The sequence below is a fragment of the uncultured Gimesia sp. genome, from assembly GCF_937919775.1.
Lineage (GTDB): Bacteria > Planctomycetota > Planctomycetia > Planctomycetales > Planctomycetaceae > Gimesia.
Window position 1 is genome coordinate 1 of record NZ_CALFPF010000015.1, and the last position, 26,533, is coordinate 26,533.

At 51.5% G+C, this 26,533-nt stretch carries 18 protein-coding genes; 10 read left to right on the forward strand and 8 right to left on the reverse strand.

Going from position 1 to position 26,533, the window contains the following annotated elements; all coding sequences use genetic code 11:
• Positions 1-468 precede the first annotated feature (468 nt).
• The gene (locus Q0294_RS00330; RefSeq protein WP_299459451.1) at positions 469-909 is read left to right on the forward strand and encodes a hypothetical protein; all 441 of its coding nucleotides are present in this window, start codon (positions 469-471) and stop codon (positions 907-909) included.
• Between the two features lie 62 nt (positions 910-971).
• On the opposite strand, the gene Q0294_RS00335 is transcribed toward Q0294_RS00330, so the two are convergent.
• Positions 972-1,895 (reverse strand): HDOD domain-containing protein, encoded by a 924-nt coding sequence (locus tag Q0294_RS00335; RefSeq protein WP_299459453.1) that lies wholly within the window; start codon positions 1,893-1,895, stop codon positions 972-974.
• A 400-nt stretch (positions 1,896-2,295) separates the two neighbouring features.
• On the opposite strand from Q0294_RS00335, the gene Q0294_RS00340 reads away from it, so the two are divergent.
• Positions 2,296-3,354 (forward strand): M42 family metallopeptidase, encoded by a 1,059-nt coding sequence (locus Q0294_RS00340; protein WP_299459454.1) that lies wholly within the window; start codon positions 2,296-2,298, stop codon positions 3,352-3,354.
• Positions 3,355-3,391: 37 nt separating this feature from the next.
• Here the strand turns inward: Q0294_RS00340 and hemL are convergent, their stop codons facing one another.
• Both hemL and Q0294_RS00350 read right to left on the reverse strand, forming a co-directional pair.
• Positions 3,392-4,687, reverse strand: coding sequence for a glutamate-1-semialdehyde 2,1-aminomutase (gene hemL, locus Q0294_RS00345; RefSeq protein ID WP_299459456.1), 1,296 nt, complete (start codon positions 4,685-4,687; stop codon positions 3,392-3,394).
• Between the two features lie 14 nt (positions 4,688-4,701).
• A complete protein-coding gene (locus Q0294_RS00350) occupies positions 4,702-5,976 on the reverse strand; it encodes a PQQ-binding-like beta-propeller repeat protein (RefSeq protein ID WP_299459458.1) in 1,275 nt (424 codons plus the stop codon).
• Between the two features lie 243 nt (positions 5,977-6,219).
• Between Q0294_RS00350 and Q0294_RS00355 the strand changes: the two genes are divergently transcribed.
• Complete coding sequence (locus Q0294_RS00355) at positions 6,220-7,833, forward strand: AarF/ABC1/UbiB kinase family protein (protein ID WP_299459461.1); 1,614 nt, start codon at positions 6,220-6,222, stop codon at positions 7,831-7,833.
• A 59-nt stretch (positions 7,834-7,892) separates the two neighbouring features.
• On the opposite strand, the gene Q0294_RS00360 is transcribed toward Q0294_RS00355, so the two are convergent.
• Both Q0294_RS00360 and Q0294_RS00365 read right to left on the reverse strand, forming a co-directional pair.
• Entirely contained in the window at positions 7,893-11,657 is a 3,765-nt protein-coding gene (locus Q0294_RS00360) for a family 16 glycoside hydrolase (RefSeq protein WP_299459463.1), read from the reverse strand.
• 334 nt (positions 11,658-11,991) lie between these two features.
• A complete protein-coding gene (locus tag Q0294_RS00365; RefSeq protein WP_299459465.1) occupies positions 11,992-13,056 on the reverse strand; it encodes a protein arginine kinase in 1,065 nt (354 codons plus the stop codon).
• 439 nt (positions 13,057-13,495) lie between these two features.
• On the opposite strand from Q0294_RS00365, the gene trpE reads away from it, so the two are divergent.
• The 4 genes from trpE to Q0294_RS00385 all read left to right on the forward strand — a co-directional run bounded on the left by trpE (position 13,496) and on the right by Q0294_RS00385 (position 18,243).
• Entirely contained in the window at positions 13,496-15,004 is a 1,509-nt protein-coding gene (gene trpE / locus Q0294_RS00370) for an anthranilate synthase component I (protein WP_299459467.1), read from the forward strand.
• A gap of 96 nt (positions 15,005-15,100) precedes the next feature.
• Entirely contained in the window at positions 15,101-16,786 is a 1,686-nt protein-coding gene (locus Q0294_RS00375; RefSeq protein WP_299459469.1) for an Nramp family divalent metal transporter, read from the forward strand.
• A 292-nt stretch (positions 16,787-17,078) separates the two neighbouring features.
• Positions 17,079-17,426 (forward strand): histidine triad nucleotide-binding protein, encoded by a 348-nt coding sequence (locus Q0294_RS00380; protein WP_299459471.1) that lies wholly within the window; start codon positions 17,079-17,081, stop codon positions 17,424-17,426.
• Between the two features lie 124 nt (positions 17,427-17,550).
• Positions 17,551-18,243: a hypothetical protein gene (locus tag Q0294_RS00385; RefSeq protein WP_299459473.1), complete on the forward strand. Its 693-nt coding sequence runs from the start codon at positions 17,551-17,553 to the stop codon at positions 18,241-18,243.
• A 28-nt stretch (positions 18,244-18,271) separates the two neighbouring features.
• Here the strand turns inward: Q0294_RS00385 and Q0294_RS00390 are convergent, their stop codons facing one another.
• The 3 genes from Q0294_RS00390 to Q0294_RS00400 all read right to left on the reverse strand — a co-directional run bounded on the left by Q0294_RS00390 (position 18,272) and on the right by Q0294_RS00400 (position 22,655).
• Entirely contained in the window at positions 18,272-18,559 is a 288-nt protein-coding gene (locus Q0294_RS00390) for a hypothetical protein (protein ID WP_299459476.1), read from the reverse strand.
• Positions 18,560-18,966: 407 nt separating this feature from the next.
• Positions 18,967-22,419 carry a pyruvate carboxylase gene (locus tag Q0294_RS00395; RefSeq protein ID WP_299459479.1) on the reverse strand — a complete coding sequence of 1,151 codons (3,453 nt, stop codon included), beginning with the start codon at positions 22,417-22,419 and terminating at the stop codon, positions 18,967-18,969.
• A gap of 86 nt (positions 22,420-22,505) precedes the next feature.
• Positions 22,506-22,655, reverse strand: coding sequence for a hypothetical protein (locus Q0294_RS00400; protein ID WP_299459482.1), 150 nt, complete (start codon positions 22,653-22,655; stop codon positions 22,506-22,508).
• Between the two features lie 130 nt (positions 22,656-22,785).
• On the opposite strand from Q0294_RS00400, the gene Q0294_RS00405 reads away from it, so the two are divergent.
• From Q0294_RS00405 to Q0294_RS00415, 3 genes are all read left to right on the forward strand, one after another.
• Positions 22,786-23,766: a class I SAM-dependent methyltransferase gene (locus Q0294_RS00405; protein WP_299459485.1), complete on the forward strand. Its 981-nt coding sequence runs from the start codon at positions 22,786-22,788 to the stop codon at positions 23,764-23,766.
• A gap of 448 nt (positions 23,767-24,214) precedes the next feature.
• Positions 24,215-24,820 (forward strand): hypothetical protein, encoded by a 606-nt coding sequence (locus Q0294_RS00410; protein ID WP_299459487.1) that lies wholly within the window; start codon positions 24,215-24,217, stop codon positions 24,818-24,820.
• A 1,168-nt stretch (positions 24,821-25,988) separates the two neighbouring features.
• A complete protein-coding gene (locus Q0294_RS00415) occupies positions 25,989-26,321 on the forward strand; it encodes a hypothetical protein (RefSeq protein ID WP_299459489.1) in 333 nt (110 codons plus the stop codon).
• Positions 26,322-26,533 lie beyond the last annotated feature (212 nt).

A 26,533-nucleotide genomic window follows, 5' to 3' on the forward strand; every position in this document is an offset into this window, starting at 1 on the left:
ATTTCCAGCTGTTGATTCCAGTCCCCTCATGCTTGAGGTTTTCTTGTCTGTACAGTCACCAATCTGACGACTGTTAGGTTTTTGACTCTGAAACGTCACGTCCCCATCATGTCTGTTGTTGCCAAAATCCAACGTTTACCTGTTGCTTTTCGTAGAGAGTGTCAGACATAGCAGCAGAAAATGATCAGACTTTGCTGAATGTTTAGCAGCAGAACCTATCGTGATGCTTTTTTACACCGGGCGTTGCCCTGATGTAGAAAAAACACAACAGCCCCTGTTAAGAGAAAATGAATTTTAGAAGAGACAGGATTTCTTAAGTCTCAATCTGACAGTAGCTTATCGGCATTGTAAATGAGAAGTAAATGATTCTGGACAAAAATGGCCCGCTGTTTGCGTCTATTCAATCTTCTTAACAGTTCACTGTTTAACAGCTTTGATGGTCAACAAGCAGAAAGAGAGAACGACGGCATGGCTTCAAAACGCGATCGAATGAGTGTTTACGTGCGTGAGGGAGTAACCGTCCTGGATTTCGGAACGATGGAAATTTGGGATGGAGCCGATCTGGCCCTGCTGCGTGAAACTCTGACCCGCCTGGTGGATAAAGAAAAGTGTCAATCGATCGGCGTGGAATTGACTTCGGTAAAATACATTCCCAGCGGCTTTTTCGGGATGCTCTACGATCTCTATGAAAAAGGGATCGGCGTGACGCTTTACAGTCCGCAACCCAATGTTGCCAGCATGCTCTGGTTCAAACAGTTCTGTCTGCATACCGAAGACGGACGCTATTTATTGAAGAGCGATCATCTGGTGGAGCATGAAAAACCATCTGAAGAGCAGGTCAGAGCTGAAAAAGAAAAGTGGGAGAAAAGTCTGAAACAATCGAGTGATTATTCCACAACCGCTTCATGAAGAAATGAGCGGAAGGTCGATGCGTCGACCTGATTTCTCTTCTAAAAATAGATTGGCTCAATCTATTCGCTGGCAATCAGCGCTGCGTGTTTTTCAAGACGGTTTTTCAGTGAGAGATAGTTTCTGGCCGCCGTCGATTCTTCTCGAAGCTCGCTGTCAATCTGTTCTGCAATTTCAAATAGATTGAATTCCGGCCAGGCTTCATGTAATGCCAGCAGTTGATTTAACCCGTTGGGATCCTGCCGCAGCGGGTCCGGAATCAGGGAAGCGACTGCAACGGCTGCAGCGGGCGTCTTACCCAATTCGGAGTCTGTGAGCAGTTTCAGTCCTTCGTGGTGCAGGTAGACGGAACAGATCAGATCATCGGGAAACGACCAGTCCAGCATTACATTCGCGGCAGCGGCACAATGATCCCAGCTGAAATGCCTGCGTTCGTAATCTTTTAACAGGCAGGGGTCGCTATCCTGGTTAATGGTGAATTGCAGATAAAGATCGAATAATTCTTTCGATAAGACAGGCAATAGAAAATCCTGCAGCATGGCTGCTGAGAATGCCACATCAGGATCTACTTTCATCAGTCGGGCGACTTCGCGTGCTGTCAAGGCACGTTCCAGATTCGTGCTCCAGAAGTTGGGAAGATTGATCAACTTTGATTCGTTACTCGACATGGCCTGTTTCAGACCAGTCGTGACTAAAAAAAGTTTTGTAGAGCGAATCCCCAGCAGGGTGATGGTTTGTTGAATCGAAGAAACTTTGCGTCGCAGCGCAAAAGCGCTGGAATTGACCATGCGTAATAATTCACACGAAATGCCGGCATCGTTTTCGATGATTTTGCTGAGTTCTTTAGGCGTCGAATTCGGATCTTCTGCCTTTTGCGAAAACTCCATGACGGCTTTCGGCAGCATGGGCAGCTTGATTTGAGAAGGAAGTGGGCTTTGTTTTCCTTCACCAATCAGTTTTTTTCGTAATTTCGTCCAGTCAGTCATTTGGTCCTCGATATTTCAGTTCAAAGACAGGACAACCTCTCTTCGCTTACAAAACTCGGTTCATCCAGATTCAAAAACAAACATCGCTTCGACTTCCGTCCGAGAGCGGTGTTTGAGGCGGAAACAATGTCAGGGTATGTACTCTAATTGCATTGAAAGCTTAGCTTAAGGATTTCGCGGGGGAGTGCCTCTTTTGTACAAATTTGACTTTATTAAAGCATCTGGCCCCCTTTTCAAAAAAATCGAAGTTAAAACCACTTTGAATGCGGATTGTAATAAAATCATAAGTTACTAAAATTAAGCCACTTACACTCTGCTTTAGAGACCCGCGGTTTTCGAACTGCGATCGGTATTTTTGTATAATAAGTTAAACCCCTCAATCTGTCAGAGGACGAAAAACATGGACGCCCAATCGCTGGATTTTCTTAAAAAACTGCTTCATTCTCCAGCACCTTCAGGGTACGAACGTCCTATACAAGAGGTCGTTCGTGAATATGTCGGCGAATTTGCCGATGAAATCAAAACGGACCTGCACGGGAATGTAATTGCAGCCGTCAATCCGGGTGCGAAACGGCGGGTGATGCTCGCGGGGCATTGTGACCAGATTGGTCTTCTCGTGCAGTACATCGATGATTCTGGTTATCTCTGGGCAAACCTGATTGGCGGTTGGGACATTCAGATGTTGCTGGGGCAGAACATGCAGGTGCATACTGCTGACGGCCCCGTACATGGTGTGGTTGCCCGCAAAGCGATTCACCTGTTGACTCCTGAAGAAAGAAAAACCGTTCCGGAAATTAAAGATCTCTGGATCGATATCGGCGCCAAAAACGGAGAAGAAGCCCGCGCGAAGGTTGCGATTGGTGATCCGATTACCTTTGAGCTGGGATTTCGGCCGATGTTGAACCAACTGGCGTCTGCCCCCGGGATGGATAACCGGGTCGGAGTCTGGGTCGTCATGGAAGCGCTACGTCAGGTCAGTGAAAAATCGCCGCATGTCGGAGTCTTTTCCGTTTCCACCGTGCAGGAGGAAATCGGGCTGCGCGGCGCGCAAACCAGTGCGTTCTCCATTCATCCCGAGGTGGGAATCGCCGTGGATGTCACACACGCCACCGATTGCCCCACTGTCAGCAAGAAAGAGCATGGCGACATCAAATTGGGGCACGGTCCTGTCGTGTATCGAGGTCCTAACGTGAATCCTGTTGTGTTTTCGTCATTAACACGATTAGCCAATGAAAGTGAAATTGCCTGCCAGATTAACAGTATCTCCCGGCCTGCCGGCAATGATGCCAACGCAATGCAATTGAATCAGGGGGGCATGGCGACTGGCATCGTGGCGATTCCCAATCGGTACATGCATAGTCCCGTGGAGGTCGTTTCATTGGAAGATCTGGATCACGCCGCCCAGTTGCTGGCTGCGTTTTGTCTGGACATCGATGAAAACACGGACTTCACGCCCTGAGCCCGGAGTACCAGCTCAGCTAGAGGTTTGAGTTCGGTCAGGTTATCTCCTGCAGGACTTCTTCAGCGGCCTGAATGGTGTGGACGATATCCTCTTCGGTAAGCATGGTGGAAGTAAAGTTGGCTTCAAACTGACTGCAGGGAAGATAAATGCCCCGGTCCAGCATGCCTTGAAAATAACGTGCAAATCGCTCGGTGTCATTTCGTGCCGAGATCGCGTAGCTGGTGACTTTTTCCGGATTGAAAAACAGCGTAAACATCGAACCACATTCCGCCAGTGTGTGGGGGAGTCCGGCTTTTGTTGCGGCTGAGATGAGTCCCTGGGTCAATCGTTGCGTTTTCGCTTCCAGTTGCGGATAGGGGTTGGTTTCTCTTAAACATTCCAGCGTCGCAATTCCCGAGGCCATCGCGATGGGGTTTCCCGAGAGCGTTCCCGCCTGATAAACGGTGCCGACCGGCGAAATTGTATCCATGATTTCCGACTTACCGCCATAAGCGCCAACAGGCATGCCGCCCCCGATTACTTTTCCGAGCATGCAGAGATCGGGAGTGACGCCAAATCGTAGTTGCGCGCCTCCCAAAGCGACACGGAAACCGGTCATGACTTCGTCCATGATGAAAACAGTGCCGTGTTGTGTGCAAAGTTCGCGGATGGTTTCCAGAAAACCCGGTTCCGGAAGGACTACGCCCATATTCCCCACCACGGGTTCGAGAATGACACAGGCAATTTGATCGCCGAGTTTCGCAAACGTATCCTTGATCTGATCGACGTCGTTGTACTCAAGCACGATCGTATCAGCAGTGCAGCCCTTGGGAATACCGGGACTGGAAGGCGTTCCCAATGTCAGTGCCCCGCTTCCGGCCTGAACCAGCAGGCTGTCAACGTGGCCGTGATAACAGCCGGCAAACTTGATGATTTTATCCCGTCCGGTAAATCCACGCGCCAGGCGAATGACGCTCATGCCGGCTTCGGTCCCTGAATTGACCATCCGGATTTTTTCAACGCAGGGTACCAGATCTGCTACGAGTTCGGCCAGTTCGGTCTCCAGCAAAGTGGGAGCGCCAAAACTCGTTCCCTTCTTGAGGGCTTCTTCGATGCTGGCCATCACACGTGGGTGGCGATGACCCAGAATGTGAGGTCCCCAGGAACCGACGTAATCGATGTATCTGTTACCGTCAATGTCGTAGAGATATTGCCCTTCGCCGCGGTCAATGATCACGGGATGGCCTCCCACTGCACCAAATGCCCGCGCAGGACTGTTTACTCCTCCGGGGATTACTTTCAGGGCTCGTTGAAACTCTTTTTCGCTGTGGGAACGGCGGCTGGTTGACATCTTCAGTTCAATCCTTACTTCGAGGTGGCTTTCTCAGGTGTTGTTTCTGGAGCGGGTATTTCCGTTTTCAGTTGCAGGCATTTCAGAGTTTTTTCATCTCTGACGAAGAGAAGTCCGTTGGACAGTGCCGGCAGGGCCCGGGTGGTCGAATTCAGGACTTGAGCGCGGCCGAGTTCTTTATATGCTTCCAGAGATGCTTCTGCCAGAACCAGCGTGCCATCGGTTTTCATGAGAATCAGTTTGTTGTCGGCTTCAAGCAAGGTGGCATAACCAAAGTTGTCCTGGGTCCAGTTGATTTTTTTGGTTTTAGGATCAAAGCAGAGCAACCGCGACTTGCCGACATCCTGACGACCGTCGATACCAATTAAAGTTCCTCCGTATTCAATCGGCGTTGTATACTGGCTGGACATGATTTTGTCATCACGCCAGATTTCATTGGCATGCGCCCGTTCAATGTTGCCCCAGAATCCGCCGACTCCATAACTGGCTGTGGCGAACACATAATTCCCGACCAGCACCGGGTTCGCACCATTGACGGTCGGCCCTCGTTTGCCGAAAGGGAATTGAAACAGGATGTTACCATTCTGTGGATCAAGGCCTGCCAGATACTGACGGGTGATGAAAATGGCATAATATCGTCCGTGTAAAAATGCGGAAGTGGGAGAGGAGTAGCTGGCGTCATCCTGCATTGCCTGCCAGAGTGTGAATCCCTCATTGAGAGAGAACGCAACGATACCGGCATTTTGGCGTTTTCCACCCACGTTTACCAGTAACCTGTCTTCCACAATAATCGGAGTGCTGCCGACGCCAAAATAACCTTCGCCAACCTGAAAATCCTTGTGTGTATCACGCGACCAGATTTGTTTGCCGGTCTTAAGATCGAGGCACTGTAAATGACCGGCGATGCCAAATGTATAAACGCGGTCCTTATAAATCAAAGGCACAGCGATCGGGCCATCATTGGGGTTAAACGAGCCTCGATAATTAACTGGTGAAGTCTGCTTCCAGAGGACTTCCCCTGTTGGGGCCTGCAGGGCTTCTACAATTTCCTGGTCTCCGATTCGATGAAATAGAATCGCTGTATCCTTGAATACAGCCAGACCTGCATAACCATTGCCGACTTCGCGCTGCCACTTGATGGCGGGGCCGGTTTCGGGCCATGCCATGTCAAGCGATTCGCCTTCGGCATGACCATTACGATAAGGGCCCAGGATTTGAGTCCAGTCGCCCGCATGACAGATTGATGCAGTGCAGAGCATCAAGAGCAGGATGTATTTCAGAAAACGCATATTTCCGTCTCCGCGCACCCGGTAAATGTGACAAGATTTCTCCGAATCCCATTTTAATAGGATCGGGGCTTTGCTGCATAGGAACGTCTGTTATAGTCTGATAAGATAAAAAGTAAAACCGAACTGAATGTTAGATGGCGCTGACTCAAGAGGAATTTCGTGAGATCGCTTTCTTTGCAGGAGAACACATTGGATTCTAACCCACTACGGTTATTGAGAAATCTACGAAGAAGCCGCGAGATCGTGACCGTTCTTGTAAATTATGGTTTCGATGATCTGGTTGATCAGCTGGGCCTCAGGCGGTATCTTCGCTGGGGACGCCGGCTGCTGTTCTGGAAACGTACCGAACCTGAAATCAAATTAACCCGTGCCAAACGCATCCGGCTTGCATTGGAAAGCCTGGGAGTCACATTTATCAAGTTTGGTCAGGTTGTGAGTACGCGTCCTGATCTCGTACCCCGGGATGTCATTCGGGAGTTGTCAAAACTTCAGGAACACGTTCCGTCATTTCCGAGTAGCATCGCAATCGCGATCATAGAACGGGAATTAGGGGATTCGATTGATACTCTGTTTGCGGAATTTGATCAAAAGCCATTAGCGGCAGGTTCGTTAGCACAGGTACACCGTGCCCGTCTCCATGACGGTACACAACTGGTAGTCAAGGTGAAACGTCCTGATATCGATCGGGTGATCGAACAGGATTTAAGTCTGATGTACGAACTGGCCACGATGATCGAACGCCATTTTCCGGACGCAGAAATCTTCGATCCCATTGGTCTGGTCAATCAGTTTTCCCGCACGATCCGGCGGGAACTGGAGTTTATGAGAGAGGCGCGTTCGACCGATGAGTTTTACCGCCTGTTTCAGGATGATGCGACATTATATGTTCCCAAAATTTACTGGGAGATGACGCAAGGCGATATCATTACGATGGAGTATATCGACGGTTATCGGATTGATGACGAAGAACAATTAAAAAATCTGCCCATCAGCGCACATGAAGTTGCCGCGAATGGCGCTCGCATTTTTATGAAAATGACATTTGAATTTGGCATCTTTCATGCCGATCCCCATCCGGGAAATTTTCGTGTTCTGCCCGATGGTTCATTATGTCTGATCGATTACGGCATGATCGGAGTCCTGGAAGAAGAACGCCGTGATTTGCTGGTCGACTTACTGCTGAATGTGGCGAGAAAAGATACGGCCAAGCTGGTTGAGGTGGTTTTAAATATTGGCAAAGCGAAACGAGCCGTTGATCATCAATTGTTGCGTGCCGATCTGCGTGATTTTATCGGGAATTATTACGGCATTCCGCTGGATCAGATCAGCGTCGGAAAGATGCTGACGGATTTTATCAATATTCTGGCAATCCACCGTATCCGTTGTCCGGTCGATATCATGCTGCTGATTCGCGCTCTGATTACACTGGAAGGGGTTGCGACCCGCATTGCTCCTGAATTGAATATTGCGCAGGAAATGGAGCCTTATATTTATAAGATTTCCTCTGAACGATATCATCCTCGCGCCATCGCCACTCGATTCTGGTCAGAAGCCTGTAACCTGTCAAAAGTCATGCACGATCTACCCGAACAGATTGGCCGTACCTTGGGGAAATTAAGCGACGATGAGCTCAGGATTCATCTGGAGCATAAAGGCATCGATCATCTGACGACCGAGATGGACCGTTCGGGAAATCGACTGGCCATCGGAATGGTGATGTCCGCTTTGATCCTGGCCTCAGCGATTACACTTTCCTCTGATACCCGGCTGGTTTATATCAGCATTCCGATTTTTATGATGTCGAGTCTGTTGGGAATCTGGCTGATTTATGGTGTATTCCGCAGTGGGCGATTGTAAGGTCAAGATACCTTACAATCGCGCTGCAACCTGCTTCTGCGAGTGAGTTACTTCCTCGTTCACTTTTGGTAAATTCGCGATTTCGGATCGCCGCCGGACAGCAGGTACGCCATCAAATCTCGCACTTCGTCGCCGTTGAGCGCGTTCAGCATCGATTGTGGCATTTGCGAGACTGGGGAGGGCAGGATTTCTTCCACCTGCTCAGCAGAGAGCATGATCGGCTTGGCTTTTGCATCTGCCGGATAGACGATTATTTTATCTCCGTCTTTCGAGACAAGTCCCGTCAGAGTGCGTCCGTCATCAGTCACTACCATCGATGACTGGTATTGATCCGAAATGACCTTACTCGGCTCGATGATGGATTCGAGTATGTATCGGGCATCGAACTTATTCTTCACCGTGGTCAGGTCCGGACCCACGTCGCCGCCGAGACCGTCAAATCGGTGACACGCGGCACAGCGCATGGCGTGGAACAGATTGCGACCGCTCTCAAAGCTCGCCGCACGCAGCTCGTTACCAGCAGTATGTCTGCTCGCATCTCCAATAGTCCAGGTTCGGCCAGGCCCCTGAGGTGCGGTAATTTCGAAATTGGGCACGGGATTGAAATTCTCACCGCTGATGTCAGCCAGTGCAGCGCGATCGGCGTTGCTCAGGTAACCGAGAACCTCATCGCGCAGGTTGCTGAGAAACTTGCCATAGCTGTTGCCGCCGGGATATTTCGCGGCAGAGTTGATGAATTCGATGTAGGCGCGGCGCTGGTCCATCGTCCAGCCTTTGCGCAAGTTGCGAAGCATGAAAGCATAGTTGATTTCGTGCGTCGGCGGATGGTTCGCGAGCATCTCAAGCACGCGACTTCCGTAATTTTTATTGCGACTGGCGAGCTCGGTCCAGTCGGGAACTTCCGGCTCCCCGCGGTGAGCGATGAGATCGATGGCTTTCGAAATGACATTCGGTGCTTCAAGATAAACTAAAACACGAACCAGTTCAGTGTTGATATTCTTGCTCTTGTTGGGCAAATAAGGGTCGAGGGCGGCGATGATCTGCTCGCGCTGCACGGCTGTTGGTTTACCGAGACGAATAAAGGTCAGGGCGTAGGCACGCAAGAGACCGAGGAACTGAGCTTCGTTTAACTCAGCGGGGTTCAGTTCGAGCAGTGCCGCGATCTGGGCATCACGATGGGATTCATTCCCCATGCGTGCCAGAGCGACGGCACCGGAAATACGGGCCTGCGGGTTCTTCTCGGAAAAGACTTTCTTCGCCCATTGATCAACGGGCTGGGATTCAATCGCGACGCGTGCTGCGTGGCGTAACCAGCGGTCTGAACTGGAAAGATGAGGCCAGGCGGCATCCACTGCGGCGGGGTCCTGCCTGCCGTGAAATGCTTCGAGACTGCGACGAAGTTTTCGTGCTTCCGTCCCGGCGATTTCGCCTGTCACGGGTTTGGTCGATTCTTCACCGACGTAAGTGATCCGGAACAGTGCCGACTGGGTGCCACGACCGCCAATAGTGAAGTACATCGCACCATCGTTTCCGATAATCGCGTCAGTCAAGGGCAGGGGTGAGCCATAGCAGAATGCTTCCTGTTCGCCACGGTAACCGGCTCCGTCCGGAGTGAGGTGAATGGCATAAATCGTGCCGAAGGTCCAGTCGAGGGCGAAAATCGCATCCTGATATTTAGTAGGAAACTTGGCGCCTTGGCCGCTGATCACACCGGTCGGACAACCGGGGCCAATATTGACTACTGCTGGCAGGCTGTCTTCAAAGTATTCGGGCCATTTGCCGGAACCGCTGCGCCACCCGTAATCAGAACCGCTGACGGCACAGTTAATTCTCGTGGGGCGATACCAGGGTGTTCCGAGGTCCCATTCCATATCGGCATCGTATGTGAAGAGATCGCCGAAACGATTGAGGGCAATGTCATACTGGTTGCGGTAACCGGTTGAGATAATTTCATGTTGTTTTGTTTCCGGGGAGAATTTCGAAATCCAGCCCCCCGGTGCGAGGCGGCCGCGGGCATGACCGTTCGCATCCCATTCGCGCGGTAAAAGAAGGTCTTCATCCCAGGTGGGAACATGCGAGCGAACAATACTGTCTTTGGGTGGTAATTCAGCATGATTTCCGCCGATGACATAGAGATGCTTTCCATCCTCCGCCACGATCACGGCGTGGTTGCCATGCTCGCCGCCGCTGCGTTCGCTGGGCAGCACTTCGGCTAAATCTAACTGATCATCGCCGTTGGTATCGGTGACTTTGAAAAGGTTCCCGCCACTTTTGTGAAAGTAGAGTGCGTCGTTGTGCCAGGTCATTCCCTGGGCGCCGGAGAGATTAATCTGCATTTTTTCCACTCCGACCTGCGGTTCATCCGTGCCTTCAGTCACAGTGATGCGATAGAGGCCTTTGTCGCCTTGATCGCTGGCTAACAAGCGTCCTTTGCCGTCAGTCGTCAGCGAAACCCAACTTCCTTCTTCGTTAATGGGCACTTCGTAGAGCAGCTCCACTTTGAAACCTTTGGCGATCGTGATCGTCTCAGTGAGTCCCTCCAGATCGACTCCGCTGCGTGTGGTGATGCCGGGTTTGCCCCAGGGACCGCTGCCGAAGTTACCCATTTTTTTGAGCTTCAGGTTCCAGGCGGAGTCGTCGAAGCTGGCGAGCTGCCAGTCTTTGGTTTCGGCATCGGTAAGTTTCCAGTCGGGAGAGGAAATGATCTGCTGCTTTTTGCCATCAGCGGTTTCGATTTCCAGTTTCAATACAAACGCCGCAACGCCGCCGTTATTCTTTGCCTGAACCGCAATCTGGTTTGTCCCGGTTTGGACGAACTTTTTGGCATCGCTCAGCATAATCGGGTTGCCCCAGTCGGTCGCCGTGCCTGCATCTTTTCCATTGATCCAGACCGTCGCGCCGTTATCACAGGTGAAATAGAGTCGCGCCGCTTTGATCGCGTCCGGGACTTCAAATTTCTGGCGGAGGTAGATCGGGTCATTTGCAGTCGGCTTGTCGGTACGCCAGACCCAGACCGGTGTCGGTTGTTCTGAAACCCAGTCAAACTGATTCGCCTTTTTCGACTTGGAGGCCGCCGCAGTTTTTTTGGATGGGGTCGCTTTTTTGGTGTTCTCGACGGCCGCTTTGAGCGCCGCAGCCGCTTCGTCACCGGCCAACGGACGATACTGCAGATTTTTGAACTCGACCCTCATTGGCGGACCAGCGTGAAGTTGCAGTCCCAGAACACCTTTCGAAAATGCTTCGGGATGGTTATCGGTCAGATCAATCGTATTGACTCCGTTGATCTGATGGACCATGCGGTTTCCGACGGCAACGATGCGGATTTCGTTCCAATCCCAATCGACGAGTTTTTGATTTTTATCGCCAATTTCCGCAACGACTTTCGGTTTCCCCTCGGCACCCGCTTCGACACGTTGGAAACGTTCTGCGATAATCCCGCGACCGGTTCGCTCGCCATACATCATGCCGAAATATTCTGGTTTCGGGTGGAGATCGGCCTGGTAACCTTTCAACGCGAAATTTTCGGGATCGACCAGCTCACTGCGATATTGAACGCCGGAATTGTTGCCTGTAAAGCGGACGGTGGCTTTGAATTCAAAGTCGCCTACCTCTCCGCCTTGCCAGACGAGGAAGGTATTGGGTTTTGCAGGTTTTTCCTGCGTAGTTTCGCCGACGATGGTACCATCCTGGACGGTCCAGAAACCTTCTTTTCCGGCCCAGTCGCTCAGGTCTTTTCCGTTAAAGAGGTTCTGGAATTCCTGGGCGTTTATCGTGCCAGTGGTAAATGCGAAGAGGGTAAGTAGAACGCAGACAAATTTTCGCATGGTGCTATCCCGGTTGAATGGACGAGTTGCTGTTTTAATAGGGGAAACGTTGTCGAAATTCGTGAGGGTTGTGGCGTGTTGAGTGAACCGGATTGCTTTGGTCACTCAATTCAGAATGACCCATTTGAGTGAATCCTGAATGTATGTTTCATCTTAACACCAGGTCCCCTCCCGTGTCGAGCATTGAGTGAAATTCCTGTTTGGGGCGTGCCATATTTCCAAAGACGCCGCCTATCTGTTTCTTGATAATCTTAACCAAAAATCGAGGGGACATTATAGGGCGGAAGTGTTCGTCGTCGGAAGATGTTGCCGAGGCGACAGCAAGCAGTGACGACTAATTGGCGTTGCTGGCGTCGCTGATTCGCTGGCGGAGGTAATTCGCGCGGGCCGCGTTCCGTTCGCTGGATTCCAGTTCCCCCCCCCTTAATTTCTGCAGGTGCGCGGGTTGGGTGAAGATGAACATCTCATTGACCGTCGAGATCGGCAGACCTTCAATCAGCCCCAGGTTAACTCCCATCCGCACGCTGGAGAGCAGGTGCATGGTTTCCTCTGAGCTGATGGTTTGCGCGGTGCTTAAGATTCCGTACGCTCGCGAAACCTGATCGTGCAGTCCCTGGCGGTTCTCTTTGATTAATGAATTTCTGACGCGTCGTTCATACGAGATGATATTGGGAACGACTTCCTTGATACTGTCGATCAACTGCTGTTCCGTCTGCCCTAAAGTGACCTGATTGGAAATCTGGTAGAAGTCGCCCATTGCCTGACTTCCTTCCCCGTACAGGCCGCGTACTGCCAGATTGATTTTCTGGAGTGCCTGAAACACTTTCTGAATTTCTTTCGTAATCACCAGTGCCGGCAGGTGCAGCATGACGCTGACCCGTATTCCGGTGCCCACATTCGTGGGGCAGGCCGTCAGATAACCAAACTCTTCACTGAAAGCGTAAGTGACTTCCTGCTCCAGCAGGTCATCGATCTGGTTGATGGTTTCCCAGCATTCATTAAGAGAAAATCCGCTGCGGAGTACCTGCAACCTGAGATGATCTTCCTCATTGACCATGATGCCGATATTTTCCTCGGTATCCAGGCCCACGCCACGAGGACCAGATCGTTCGGAGTGTTCGCGGCTGATGAGCTGGCGTTCCACGATGAACTGCCGATCCAGGCTGCCTAATTTGTTGACGTCCAGATACGAGAGTTTGACGCTCATGGGAAGTGACGTGATAATCGGGCGCATCAGCTGCTCAATCTCACCCAGTGTCGATTCGGTGCAACGACTGATAAAGGGGAACTGTGCGAGGTTTCTGGCCAGTCGAATCCGGCTGGACATGACAATATCCGAATCCGGACCGATTCCTCTCAGCCATTCACCACTTGTGCGAGTGAACGCGTCCAAATTCACCCTGATTCTCCTTTAGTAAAACGAAACGATATTCAAGATCGATTAGCTGGAAATCTGGTCTCTCACAGGCATTGTCTCTCGCGTGACATTCATTCCTAATCGGTGTAAACTCATGGAACGAATACCATAATCATTCAGTCAGGTAAAGCAAAGCCTCATGCACTTCGAACTCATTGAAAGCTTTGTAAGATTGACTTTACTTTTTCATTTTATGCAATCAGCGGCAGTAATTCCATTCCTCGCACGAGAATCAAAATCTTAATCGTCGGAAACCTGGAATTAAATAGAGGGTGAGAAATGGACATTTTGGAGATTTTTGAGAACTGAGCCTGCCCGCAGCTTGTCTCAGAGATGGGAAATGTTCATAAGAGAGTCCACGCCACGGATTTGAGAAACCGGGATGCTTGTTCATCCATAGACAGTTCAAATAAGATAATCCATGAAATACGTTCCAGATTTTGAAACTTTTAAAACGCTTTCTGGTCAGTCGAACCTGGTCCCCGTTTATCGCCAGTTGACGGGGGATACATTGACTCCCGTCAGTGCTTATCAGTTGCTGGATAAAGGCCCGTATTCCTTTTTATTCGAGAGTGTCGTCGGCGGCGAACAGATCAGCCGCTACAGTTTTCTGGGAGCAAATCCGTTTCTGACAGTTGACGCTTATGAAAAGCGGATGGTGATCCAGCAGCGAGGACAGACAGAGGAGCGAACGGTTGACGATCCCCTGCGGGAACTGGAAGCCATCCTCGGGCAGTTCCGGGCGGCAGAGCTGCCTTCACTCCCTCGTTTTTGCGGCGGCGCGGTCGGATATGCGGGTTACGATGTGGTCCGTTATTCCGAAAATTTACCCAATGCTCCGGAAAATGATCGTCACCTCCCCGATCTTTCCTTTGCATTGTACGACCATATGGTCGTCTTCGATCAGATTAATAAAACGGTCCTGGTGGTTGCGCACGCGCACATCGAACCGGATTTAGATGAGAGTGATTTAGCAGCCGCCTATCAGGCAGCGTGTCGGCGAATTGATGAAACCTGCCAGCGGTTGCAAACCGGCAATGCTGCCGTATTGAAGATGGCCGACATCAATGTAGACACCCATGCCGAACCCGACTTGAATTGGACGTCGAATTTTACCCAACCGAAATTCGAAGCGGCCGTCGAAGCCTGCAAGGAATACATTGTTGCCGGAGACATCTTCCAGGTGGTTTTGAGTCAGCGACTCAAGCTGGAAACCTCAGCGACGCCGCTTGACATTTACCGCAGTTTGCGAGTGGTCAATCCCAGCCCCTTTATGTTTCTGCTAAAAACGCCCGAAGTCGATCTGGTAGGCAGTTCGCCCGAAATCATGGTGCGCGTGGAAGACCGGCTTACAACCGTTCGTCCTCTGGCAGGCACACGAAAACGGGGCAAAACCGAAACAGAAGACAAACGTCTGGCAGAGGAGCTACTGGCCGATCCCAAAGAGCGGGCCGAGCATGTCATGCTGATTGATCTGGCCAGAAATGATGTGGGCCGCGTCTGTGAATTCGGCTCGGTTGAACTGTCTGATGTAATGGTCGTGGAACGTTACAGCCATGTCATGCATATTACATCGAATGTGACAGGCAAGTTGACAGAGGATCGCTCTGCCCTCGATGCGCTCAGAGCAGGACTGCCTGCGGGAACCGTTTCCGGTGCTCCCAAAGTGCGGGCGATGGAAATCATTGACGAATTTGAACCACACCGGCGGGGACCTTACGCGGGCGCTGTCGGCTATCTCGATTTTACCGGGAATATGGATACGTGTATTGCACTTCGAACACTGGTAATGCAGGGGTCTACGGCCTATGTCCAGGCCGGCGCCGGGATCGTTGCAGACAGTGTTCCGGAAACGGAATATTATGAAACATTAAACAAGGCAAAGGGGTTGCTCAAAGCGATTGAAGTTGCAGAAAAACAACTTCAGTAATTGCGATGAGAGTTCATACCGTTTGAATTCTTTCGGCTCTGAGCAGTGTTTCGACATCAACCCATCTGTCGAAATCTAAGGTGAAGCAGGAGTACGATGGAATCTCAACAGGAGAGTAACGCGCTCGATCCCTCCCTGAGTCCCGTGAAAGAAGAAACGTTGAATGCCCCTACCGACTGGTGGGGAATCATGAAACGTCTGGGGCCCGGGTTGATCATTGCAGGCAGCATTGTCGGGTCCGGCGAATTGATCGCCACTACAAAAACCGGGGCACAGGCCGGTATTGCTCTGTTATGGCTAATTATTGTCGGCTGTGTGATCAAAGTCTTCGTGCAGATTGAACTGGGACGTTATTCCCTGACCTGCGGCGAAACGACTCTGGCTGCCTTGAATCACGTGCCCGGCCCGCGCCTGGGTTTCTCGCGCGATTCCAATAAACTGGCCCCAAACTGGATCCTCTGGTTCTGGCTGATTATGAGTATCTGTACGATCGGCCAACTGGGAGGCATCGTCGGGGGAGTCGGCCAGGCAATGGCGCTGACATTGCCGATCAAAGGAGATTACCTCAAAGCGATTCAGGTTCCTTCGGAAAAAGAGTTTGTAAAATACCTGGAAGTGGAAGAAGAATTACTAGGCGAACAGAAAACACTATCTGCTTTGACACCCGCCGAACGCGAACGTTATCTGCGCGGTCATGTCAAAATCAAAGAACGGATTGAACGGCTGCAGGAACAAGGCCAGCTTATTCTGCAAAAAATTCATGACGACGAAAAACTGGTTGATGCAAACGGAATCTCCCTGCTTGAGCCCCAGACCTGGGACGATAAAATCTGGGCCGGCGTGATCGCCATCTTAACCTCCTTCTTATTGTTTTACGGCCGCTATAATCTGATTGAGCATTTATCTACGATTTTAGTCGTTTCGTTTACATTCATCACGATTGGCAATGTCATTTCTCTGCAGACGTCCGATGTCTGGAGTATTTCAACAGAAGAGATTATCCAGGGGCTCTCCTTTGGCGTTCCTGCAGCCTCCGATGGCATGACGCCGCTGCTGACGGCGCTGGCTGCATTCGGGATCATTGGTGTCGGGGCGACAGAGCTGATTGCTTACCCTTACTGGTGTCTGGAAAAAGGATATGCCCGTTTTACCGGACCTCATTCGGCTGATGATAGCTGGGCCATGCGGGCCAGAGGTTGGATGCGGGTGATGAAAATCGACGCGTTTGCTTCGATGTGTATTTACACATTTGCGACCCTCGCTTTTTATCTGATGGGCGTTGCCGTCCTGCATAAGGAAGGTCTGGACCCGGATGGCATGCGGATGGTGAGCACGCTGGCAGAAGCGTATGTCCCTGTGTTCGGGGCCTACGCCAAGTGGCTCTTTCTGGTCGGAGCGATCGCGGTTCTCTATTCCACATTTCTGGTTGCCAATGCGGCAAATGCACGCATTTTCTCGGATGGGTTACGTTTTTTTGGAGTGGTCGACGACCGCAAACCAAATGCGGTTCAAAACTGGGTGAAGATGATGTCGCTGATTTTACCATTGCTTTGCCTGGGGGTTTTTCTGACAGGCGCCAATCCGGTCAGGCTCGTTTTAATTGCAGGCACGATGCAGGCCATCATGCTGCCCATGCTGGGGGTCGCAGCTATCTATCTGCGTTATACGAAAATCGATGCGCGTCTGACACCGGGCAAAATCTGGGATCTGCTGTTGTTCCTTTCTTTTCTCGGACTGTTACTCGCCGGCGGTTATGGGGTGTATAAGCAACTTTTTGAGTAGTTTTTCTACGCGAATAATCAAATTCGCACCAGACGGTCTGCGCTGCTGTTCTCGCCCGATGATTAATGATGACTTGTTCGACCATTTTCATTTGTAAATCATTCCTGCGAAAACGAAGCGTTGATTTCTGATGTGATTTAAACGGGCATTCGTTATAATCGAAACAAGTAGATTGTCTTGATCTGAGATTGTGATTTTTCACAACCCGCCGGCTCAGTCAAGGCCATCTTTTGCTGGTTTTCTTTGTGAAATTCAAAAAAGCGTCGAATGAACTGGAAAGGATGTAGGTTAAATGTCAGGTGGGAAAACCATATTCAAGAAAATTATCGATCGTGAAATTCCGGCTGAGATTATTTATGAAGACGAATTGTGTCTCGCGTTCAAGGATGTGAATCCGCAGGCGCCCGTGCATGTGCTGGTAATACCCAAACAGGAAATTCCTTCGATGGCGCATCTGGAATTTGCAGACCAGGAACTTGCCGGGCATTTGATTCTCACTGTCGGAAAACTGGCGACAATGCTGGGCCTGGAAAACGGCTATCGTATGATTGTGAATACGGGTACCGAAGGAGGCCAGACGGTGGATCATTTGCACCTGCATTTGCTGGGGGGCCGTTCGATGCATTGGCCGCCCGGTTAAATGATGTGTCTGATTTTTCTGCAAGTGAGCCTGAAGATGAAAATCTCATTGCGAATACTGTCATACATCGATCATAATGAATTGAGATGAAAAAATATTTCGAGTGAACGGGGGGTAAAATATCGTGCTCAAAACAAAAAATCGCTGGGGGATTCAAGCTCTGACTCTGGGGAGCCTGATTGCTTTTTCCATGATGGCTCCGCCTGCATTCGCTCAAACCGCATCCAAAAAAACAAACGTGAAGCAGCTCAATGTTCAGGCCGAAAATCTTCGCGATTTATTTATCAAACAGTCTGCAGAAATCGCCAGGAAGTATTCGGATGCGGGAGACTACGAGAAATCGCGCGAGATGCTGGAGCAGATACTCAACATCAAAAAAGATGTACCCGGCGTAGATGCCATGATCAAACAGTTGAATGAAAAACTGTTGACGTCCAATGAATCCGATTTCGAAATCGACGCTTCCCGCAACTGGAGCAGTCCTGCCGGTTATGTGGCAAAAGGGAAAATGGTTCGTATTCAGTCGACCGGAACGTACGACATGATTACAGATCTCAAGGTCAGCGTCACAGGCCTGGATGATAAAACGCCGATGAAAGATCTGGTCGGCGGGATTCCTGTCGGGGCCGTAATGGGGGTTTTGATTTCCCAGGAAAAAGGAAAACCCCAACTGAGCAAACCGTTCAACATCGGCGAGAAAACGGAATACGTACCTAAAGATGACGGCATCTTGATGATCGGTTTAAATCTACCGGCCGGACATAAGTCAACGGGAAAGATTAAGGTTCGTATCAGCGGTTATATCAGAAGAAAATAAATGGATCGCTGGCTGTCACAACGGTGAACTAGCGCTTCTTTTTTCGTGAATTGAGTTCAGCACGAATTTCTCTCTGCAGCAGCTCCGTCATCTGGCTGCGTTCCTGAAGCAGGGGAGCAGCCTGAGAAATCACTTTTCGCATGTCGTCGATGATGCCGCTCTCAAGCTCATCGGTAGTAATCCCCTCACAGGCATTCACGCAGGCAACGACGCGGCGAACCAACTCCTGATTCTCTGGCGTATCTTCGCCTAGAATTTCTCCCTCGCTTGAGATAACAAAGTGAGGAGGTTGAATGGATTGACGCTCTCCAGTCATTCGCCGGGTACTCCGAATACTTGCAAGAACTTCAGTGAATACTTCTGTTCTTTTGTACTGTTTGAGAAGTTGACCTGTATTCAAACAGGGTTGGTAAAGATTACCTGTTAACTAATCTATCGGCGAAGTTTTAAGAGAGTATTAAATCTCTCTCGGGCTGGAACACAAAATGAAACCTGATTTTGTGGCATCAAAGGCGATTAGAGCAATGCTGGTACGGATAGGTAGAATGGGATGAGTTTCGGTTGGTTTTCAGCCAAACAGTAACCCCTAACTCGACTTCGGTTCGCTCTGTTTGAACCGCGAAACATGAGGTTTTTCCCTGTAGCAAAACACTCCGTTCGCTCTGCCTGACATAGGGAATATTCCCCAGTCGGTAAACCCAATTTTGTGTTCGGTGAAAATCGTTACTCCAGCACAATCAACAGATCCCCCGATTCCACCTGGGCACCCGCTTCTGCCAGCACCTGCCCCACGATCCCATCCTGTTCCGAAATCACACTCGTCTGCATCTTCATCGCTTCCAGCATCAGCATTTGATCTCCGGCTTTCACCTTGCTCCCGACTTTGACGGCGACCGAAACGATCACGCCCGGCATCACCGCGCCAATCTGTTTCGGGTCGGAAGAGTCGGCTTTGAGCCGTGCGTCACCTTGTGGCTTCAATGCTTTATCCACAATCACCACTTCGCGCGGCTGTCCGTTAAGTTCGAAAAAGACCGTGCGACAGCCATCGGTCTGTGGTTTTCCGACCGCCAGAAACTTGATGATCAACGTTTTCCCCGGTGCAATATCGACGGAGATTTCTTCTTCGGGGTCCAGTCCGTTGAAGAACGCGAACGTCGGCAAACCGCTCGTGTCGAAGTACGTTTGCTGATGGGCGGCGAAATCTTCGAACACCTTCGGATACAGCAGATACGAAACCACTTCCTGACTCGTCGGCGTCCGATGAATCATCTCCTGAACAACTTTCGCAGCGTCCTCGAAATCAGCCGGCGGAAGAATGCTTCCCGGTCGTTCGGTGAGCGGCGCTTCGCCGCGCAGAATGCGTTTCTGAACCTTTTCCGGGAAGCCGCCCGGCGTCTGTCCCATGCGGCCGCTGATCAGATCCAGCACCGATTCCGGAAACGCCAGATCACGGTCGCCGTTCACCACGTCATCGCAACTCAACTCATTGGCGACCAGAAACAAAGCCATGTCGCCGACCGCTTTCGAAGTCGGCGTGACTTTGACGATGTCCCCCAGCAACTGATTCACTTCCGCGTAAACATGACAGACTTCCGACCACCGATCACCCAGTCCCAGCGACTGCGCCTGCTGCAGCAGGTTCGTATATTGACCGCCCGGCATCTGATGTTCGTAAAGATTCGCGCCGGCCGGCAGCGTGGGACTTTCGAACGCCGTATAGAAATTCCGCACCGCACGCCAGTATTCGGAAATATCATCCAGGTGCGTCACATTCACCGTTGATTGATGTTCCGTGAATCGCTGCGCTTCGAGAATCGTATTCAGGTTGGGCTGCGACGTGCCCCCCGACATCGAAGGCACCGCACAGTCGGCAATATCCAGGCCGACTTCAGCGGCTTTCAGAATCGAAGCCGCCTGACCGCCCCCCGTGTCGTGCGTATGAAAGTGAATCGGAATCCCGATTTCCTGTTTCAGCGTTTTGACCAGCAGCTCTGCCGCATAAGGTTTGCAGAGCCCCGCCATATCTTTAATCGCGAGAATATGCGCCCCCATGTTTTCCAGTTCCTTGGCCATGTTGACGTAGTATTTCAAATCGTACTTCGTTTTCTTAGGATCCAGAATATCGCCCGTGTAACAGATGCTGGCTTCGCAGATGGCGCCGCTCTTCTGAACTTCTTCCATCGCGATTTTCATGTTCGGCACCCAGTTCAACGCATCGAACACGCGGAACACATCAATGCCCGCGTCGGCTGCTTCTTTCACGAACGCACGCACCACGTTGTCCGGATAGTTCGTATACCCGACGGCACTCGAAGCCCGAATCAGCATCTGGAATAGAATGTTGGGCACGCGTTTCCGCATCTCAGCCAGCCGCTGCCACGGCGATTCCTTCAGGAACCGCATCGACGTATCGAAGGTCGCACCCCCCCACATCTCCAGTGAGAACAACTGCGGGCAGTTATAAGCATACGCTTCTGCGATCTGCAGCATGTCGTGAGTACGGAACCGGGTCGCATACAACGACTGATGCGCATCGCGGAATGAAGTGTCGGTCAGCAGCAGTTCTTTTTGATCCAGAATCCACTTGCCGAATTTTTCCGCTCCGAGTTCCTGCAGCTTCTGTCGCATGCCGTCCGGGGGAGAAATCTGTTTTTTGTTAAACGCGGGCACCGGCGCCGGTTTGCGACGTGCGGCTTTAGGCCGGTCCTTGACCAGCGGATTCCCGTTGACCACCGTATCTGCCAGATAAGTCAGCAGCTTGGTCGCACGGTCATGCCGTTTCGGAAACTTGAACAGCTCCGGTGTTTGATCGATGAAGCGGGTCGTACATTCCCCTTTCACGAAGGTCGGATGCGTAATCAATTTCAACACGAAAGGAATATTGGTTTTCACGCCGCGAATTCGAAATTCCTGCAGGCAGCGTTCCGTCCGTGCGCAGGCATCGGGAAACGTCCGCGCCCAGGTGGTCACTTTCACCAGCAGTGAATCGTAATACGGGAACACCATCGCCCCGGAGAACGCCGTCCCCGCATCCAGTCGCACGCCCATCCCGCTGGCAGACCGATAATGCACCACGCGTCCGTAGTCGGGCATGAAATTGTTCGTCGGGTCTTCCGTCGTCACCCGGCACTGCAGTGCAAACCCGTGCGTGCTGACGCTTTCCTGGGAATCAATTCTGATCGCCGGATCGGACAGCAGCGCCCCCTGTGCCAGCAGAATTTGTGATTTCACAATGTCGATGCCGGTGACTTCTTCGGTCACCGTATGCTCAACCTGAATCCGCGGATTCACTTCGATGAAGTAAAATTGATTCGTGTCGGCATCCAGCAGAAATTCCACCGTACCCGCCAGTTCATATTTTACCATCTGACCAATTTTTAACGCCGCCGCACACAGCGCGTCTCTGACGGCCGGATCAATGTTCGGCGCGGGCGCGATTTCCACGACTTTCTGGTGGCGTCGCTGCACCGAACAGTCCCGTTCGTAGAGATGTACCAGGCCGCCATGTTTGTCTCCGAGTAACTGCACTTCAATATGACGTGCACGGGAGATGAATTTTTCGACAAACACATCAGAACTGCCAAACGCCGACTGCGATTCACTGCGCGCCTGCTCGAAGGCGGCGTCGAATTCTTTTTCCGTCTTGACCACCCGCATCCCGCGTCCGCCGCCGCCGTGGGCCGCTTTCAGGATGATCGGGAAGCCAATCTCTTTTGCCGTTTTGCGACCAGAGGCGGCGTCGACAATCGCTTCGCCACTTCCCCCCAGCACAGGCACCCCCGCTTTTTCAGCGATCTTCCGTGCGGAAATTTTATCCCCCAGTTGACGCAGCGTTTCAACTTGAGGACCAATGAAGATAATGCCGGCGTCCTGGCAGGCCTGCGCGAAGTCGGCATTCTCCGACAGAAACCCGTAACCCGGGTGAATCGCGTCAATTTTTTTCTGCTTGGCGAGCGTGATAATCGCGTCGATATCCAGATACGATTTCACCGGGTGCCCCGGTTTGCCAATCTGATAGGCTTCGTCGGCTTTCGTCCGATGCAGTGCGTAGCGGTCTTCATGGGTATAGATACCGACCGTGCGGATTCCCAGTTCGTGAGTGCTGCGAAAGATCCGAATCGCAATTTCACTCCGGTTGGCGACGAGCAGCTTTTTGATTTTACCCACAGACATGAATTTTCCTAACTCTTTGTATACTTTTGATTTGATGGCTTAATTCAACTCAAATTTCACCGGCGTTCCTGGCAGACCGGGGGTCACTAGATTACAGGCCCCAGCCCGGAAACACAACACAACATGCCCCATTGAATCGCATCTTCTCCGAGCCGTAACTCTCCCGTCCGTAAGAGTCTTCCTCCTCCGCGGGATTTCACTAAACCCGCCTGAGAAATAGCCTTGGAATGATTCATCTTGACCTGATTTCCCTCTCCGATTAGTGTTCACGCCGTTCTGATCCGTACAACTCCTGCCAAGCGATTTGTTCGAGTCGGGAGCAGCAGAATTATCATAGGCATCTGGCTTAAAATAACGGTGAATTAAATGGCAGAAAAACAGTGCGATCTGTGTGCAGGAACCGAGTTTGAAACCATCGGAAACCGGGATCGGCACGGCGCCCCGCTGGAATCCGTCATCTGCAAAACCTGCGGCCTCGTCGCCCACGGAAACATTCCGACCGACGCAGAACTGGCCCACTACTACGCCACCGAATACCGCCAGAGTTATCACGGCGAAATGACCCCCTCGGATCGACGCGTGATGCGTGCCTGGAAAAACGGAGAACGCATTTTCAAACAGCTCCAGCCCGTCATCGATCCGAACGCGGAAGTCTTCGAAGTCGGCGCGGGCATCGGCTGCACCGTCAAAGTCTTCGAATTGAACGGCCACCCCGCCAGCGGCATCGAACCGGGCGAAGGGTTTCAGACCTATTCTCAACAGCGCCTGCTGACCGACGTGGTCCGCGGCGATCTGTTTGAACAGCCCCGCGATCACAGTCGGGAACTGGTCCTGCTGGTCCATGTGATCGAACATTTCAATTCGCCGAGGCGGGCGCTGGAATACATTCGCGGCATGCTCTCGGATCAAGGACAGTTTTATGTCGAGTGTCCGAACATCGCGGCCCCCTTCGCGCGTCGCAGCAAAATGTTTCATTATGCACACATTCATAATTTCACGCCGTCGAGTCTGAAAATGCTCGCCGAAAGTTGCGGCTTCCGGCTCGAACAGCAGTTCGGCTCCCCGGAAGATCCGAACCTGCAGATGCTCTTTTCCTGCAGTGAGAAAACGGCACCCGAGATCGACGCCGACAATTATCAGCAGACGATGCAGGTCATCAACGGCGCCACCCCGCTGCGATATCACATGCGTCCGTATTACTTCACGTCCCGTTTCGCCAAAGTCGCCAGTTATCTGAAAGAGCACCTGACCGCGAAGCAGTTCGTCGCGAAGGTCGTTCAGGAATGTCAGCAGTTTCCCCCCATTCAGCAGGACGATGAACCTTTCGAATTCCGCTCTGCTGCCTGAAGTCGGGTCTTGCAGATCGTCTCTCCGTAAACCGGTCTTGATTTTTTCATGACGTGGGAAGTCGGTCATTTTTCCCCTGTTTATCGGGTTTTTAACACCGCTTGACTTCGTGGCGGCGATCTGGATGATGCGTGATACGCGTCGCGCGTGTAGGAAATTCTTCTGACTGCTGAACACGTCGCAGGCTGTTGTTTTCCGCACCATAAAAGTCCCTGTGTTTTGCATCTTTTCTCCTGAACCGTCGGCACCGGTTCCGAATGTCTCGTCAAGTTTCGTCACGCTTTGGCGCCTGAGAGGCGCCGGACTTCCGCTGGCAGTTCCGCACAAGTCCCGCACAGTGCACGTTATGGTCACAGAATTTCGCTTGACCCCCTCGTCCCCTTCTGCAAGATGCAACGTGTTCGTAATGAAGTCCCGCATCCACCAGACAAACACAGGAGACAAAATCATGACCGCAGACCCAGACATCACAGCCCCCGCTACCACGCCAGAAACTACACCAGAAAGCACACCAGCCAACGCGCTCACGCCCGCACCTGATCCCCCCGCTGCGCTGACTGCTGCGACATCGGCTGAGTCACCAGCTGCGACAACGCCCAAACGCAGGCATCGCATGTCAAAGGAGCAGCGGGCTCTGATTGTACGACTGATTAAAAAATTGCTTTGCATGGGTAAATATACTTCCGAAGTCAAAACCGCCATTGTCAGGGAATTCCATCTCAGCCGCCGTTCGGTCGAGCGTTACATTACGAGCGCCCGCCGCGAAATGATCGAACGCCTGGATATCTCGATCGCACAGCACCGCGCCGAATCGTTCTACTTTTACCGCAGCGTGATCGAGTCCCCCAGGTCAACCCAGCGCGACCGCCTCCGCGCCCGCGAACGGATCGACAAACTGTTAGGAGCCGACTCCGCCACCCGCCACAAAAACGAAATGGAGATCGACCTGTCCCCGGCAGACATCCGCAACATGTCCGACGAAGAACTCGAAGCAACCTACCAGAGACTGATGTTCGACCCCGAAGAAAAAGCAAAAGGATATCATAAGAAATAGCCACCAACGCCAGCAGATGAAAATCCCGAAGTAAACAGAGCGCAGTAAATAGAAAGAGAGCAAAAACAGAGGAGAGGAAAAACCAGAGTCAGGCAGTACGAGAGACAGGAAGAAACAGAGACAACCCGAATCAGCACCAGGCAGGAGAAATGAGCAGGAAAGAAACAGCGATCTCAGCGAATAAATCAACAAGTACAAACAGTGTTGTGTGGCACTGTCGGCTTGCCCGACAGTGAGAAAACCCCAAGAAAACAGGGTGAAACGATGATCTAACACAAACGAAACAGGCCAGGCCCGAATGCAATTCGGGCCGAGCGGAGCGAGCAGGAAACCCACAGAGAGTACAAACGAAACAGCTCAAGAGTCCTTCAACCAGGAGTGCCCCTGGGGAAAGTTGGTTCAACTTGGATGGATAATTGATAAACGATCAGAAGGCCGGAAGGCACAACTAAACCTTCACTGTTGGCAAGCCAACAGTGCCACCCTGCCGTGCGGCTAATTTTGTTTTCTGGTACTTTGACAGCCGGAATAACTTATTAGCCGAAGGGCGTTAGCCCCGGTTGCTCCACATTTCTAAGGACAATTCGAATTAAGAAACACGACCTGGCCCGACAGTGAGAAAACCCCACAAAAACAGGGTGAAACAACGATTGAAAGTAAACCAGACAGCCCAGGCCCGAATGGCATCTGGGCCGGAAGACTCAACCAAACCTTCACTGTCGGACAAGCCGACAGTGCCACCCTGCCGAAGTGAATAGATCGCAGGAGCAGGAATAAGTAGCGAGGCAAAGTTCAAAAAAAGAACAGCGATCTCAGCTGATAAATCAACAAGTACAAACAGTGTTGTGTGCCACTGTCGGCTTGCCCGACAGTGAGAAAACCCTGCAAAAACAGGGTGAAACGACGATTGAACACAAACCAGACAGGCCAGGCCCGAATGCAATTCGGCCCGGGCGAAGCGAACAGGAAACCCACAGAAAGCACAAGCGAAACAGCTCAAGTCTCCTTCAACCAGGAGCGTCCCTGGGGTGAACTTGATCCAGCTTGGACTAAATCATTGTTGAACGATCAGAAGGCGGAAAGACTCAACTATAAAATTCACTGTCGAACAAGTCGACAGCGTCCTCCTCAGTTTTAAGAAATAGTAGATTAAGAAAGGCAAAGATTCATGACCGATTTCATGTCCCAACCCCGTTTTCAAATTCCGAGTGTCAGAGAACTCAAACAAGCCCGGCTGCTCAAAAAATTAACAAACAAGACACAAGCCGAGACCGATTCAAAATTCGCGCGGACCGTCGAATTCTACCGCTGTCTTTTGAAGGAAAAAGAGTCCCGCACGAGACAAAAGCAACGTCACGACAACAATCCCGAACTGAATCAGCGCTGCGCCGAATCCTACGCCTTCTACCTCAGTATCATCAACAACCCCAACTCAACAGTCCGAGAAAAACTCCTCGCCCGCGAGCGCATCGACAAACTGTTCGGGTTAGACAAGGGATAAGAGACACATACCCACGACCAGCATAAGATGACATCGCAGGAACTCCCAAATAGAACCAACAAAGAACGGCCGGGGGGCACTGCTGGCTCGCCAACAGTGAATGAGATTCCGCTTCCTTAGACAGCAACAGAGAAGTCTTCAATCCGACCCCCGCGTCCCACTGTCGGCTGGCCCCAATACTGTTCGGCACGGAATTTGCGCCCTGTGGCGGG

What these genes read in the sequence shown, in the direction of transcription:
- Q0294_RS00330 (WP_299459451.1), top strand. Translation starts at nt 469, where the DNA reads ATGGCTTCAAAACGCGATCGAATGAGTGTTTACGTGCGTGAGGGAGTA.
- Q0294_RS00335 (WP_299459453.1), bottom strand. Translation starts at nt 1,895, where the DNA reads ATGACTGACTGGACGAAATTACGAAAAAAACTGATTGGTGAAGGAAAA.
- Q0294_RS00340 (WP_299459454.1), top strand. Translation starts at nt 2,296, where the DNA reads ATGGACGCCCAATCGCTGGATTTTCTTAAAAAACTGCTTCATTCTCCA.
- hemL (WP_299459456.1), bottom strand. Translation starts at nt 4,687, where the DNA reads ATGTCAACCAGCCGCCGTTCCCACAGCGAAAAAGAGTTTCAACGAGCC.
- Q0294_RS00350 (WP_299459458.1), bottom strand. Translation starts at nt 5,976, where the DNA reads ATGCGTTTTCTGAAATACATCCTGCTCTTGATGCTCTGCACTGCATCA.
- Q0294_RS00360 (WP_299459463.1), bottom strand. Translation starts at nt 11,657, where the DNA reads ATGCGAAAATTTGTCTGCGTTCTACTTACCCTCTTCGCATTTACCACT.
- trpE (WP_299459467.1), top strand. Translation starts at nt 13,496, where the DNA reads ATGAAATACGTTCCAGATTTTGAAACTTTTAAAACGCTTTCTGGTCAG.
- Q0294_RS00375 (WP_299459469.1), top strand. Translation starts at nt 15,101, where the DNA reads ATGGAATCTCAACAGGAGAGTAACGCGCTCGATCCCTCCCTGAGTCCC.
- Q0294_RS00380 (WP_299459471.1), top strand. Translation starts at nt 17,079, where the DNA reads ATGTCAGGTGGGAAAACCATATTCAAGAAAATTATCGATCGTGAAATT.
- Q0294_RS00390 (WP_299459476.1), bottom strand. Translation starts at nt 18,559, where the DNA reads ATGACTGGAGAGCGTCAATCCATTCAACCTCCTCACTTTGTTATCTCA.
- Q0294_RS00395 (WP_299459479.1), bottom strand. Translation starts at nt 22,419, where the DNA reads ATGTCTGTGGGTAAAATCAAAAAGCTGCTCGTCGCCAACCGGAGTGAA.
- Q0294_RS00400 (WP_299459482.1), bottom strand. Translation starts at nt 22,655, where the DNA reads ATGAATCATTCCAAGGCTATTTCTCAGGCGGGTTTAGTGAAATCCCGC.
- Q0294_RS00405 (WP_299459485.1), top strand. Translation starts at nt 22,786, where the DNA reads ATGGCAGAAAAACAGTGCGATCTGTGTGCAGGAACCGAGTTTGAAACC.
- Q0294_RS00410 (WP_299459487.1), top strand. Translation starts at nt 24,215, where the DNA reads ATGACCGCAGACCCAGACATCACAGCCCCCGCTACCACGCCAGAAACT.
- Q0294_RS00415 (WP_299459489.1), top strand. Translation starts at nt 25,989, where the DNA reads ATGACCGATTTCATGTCCCAACCCCGTTTTCAAATTCCGAGTGTCAGA.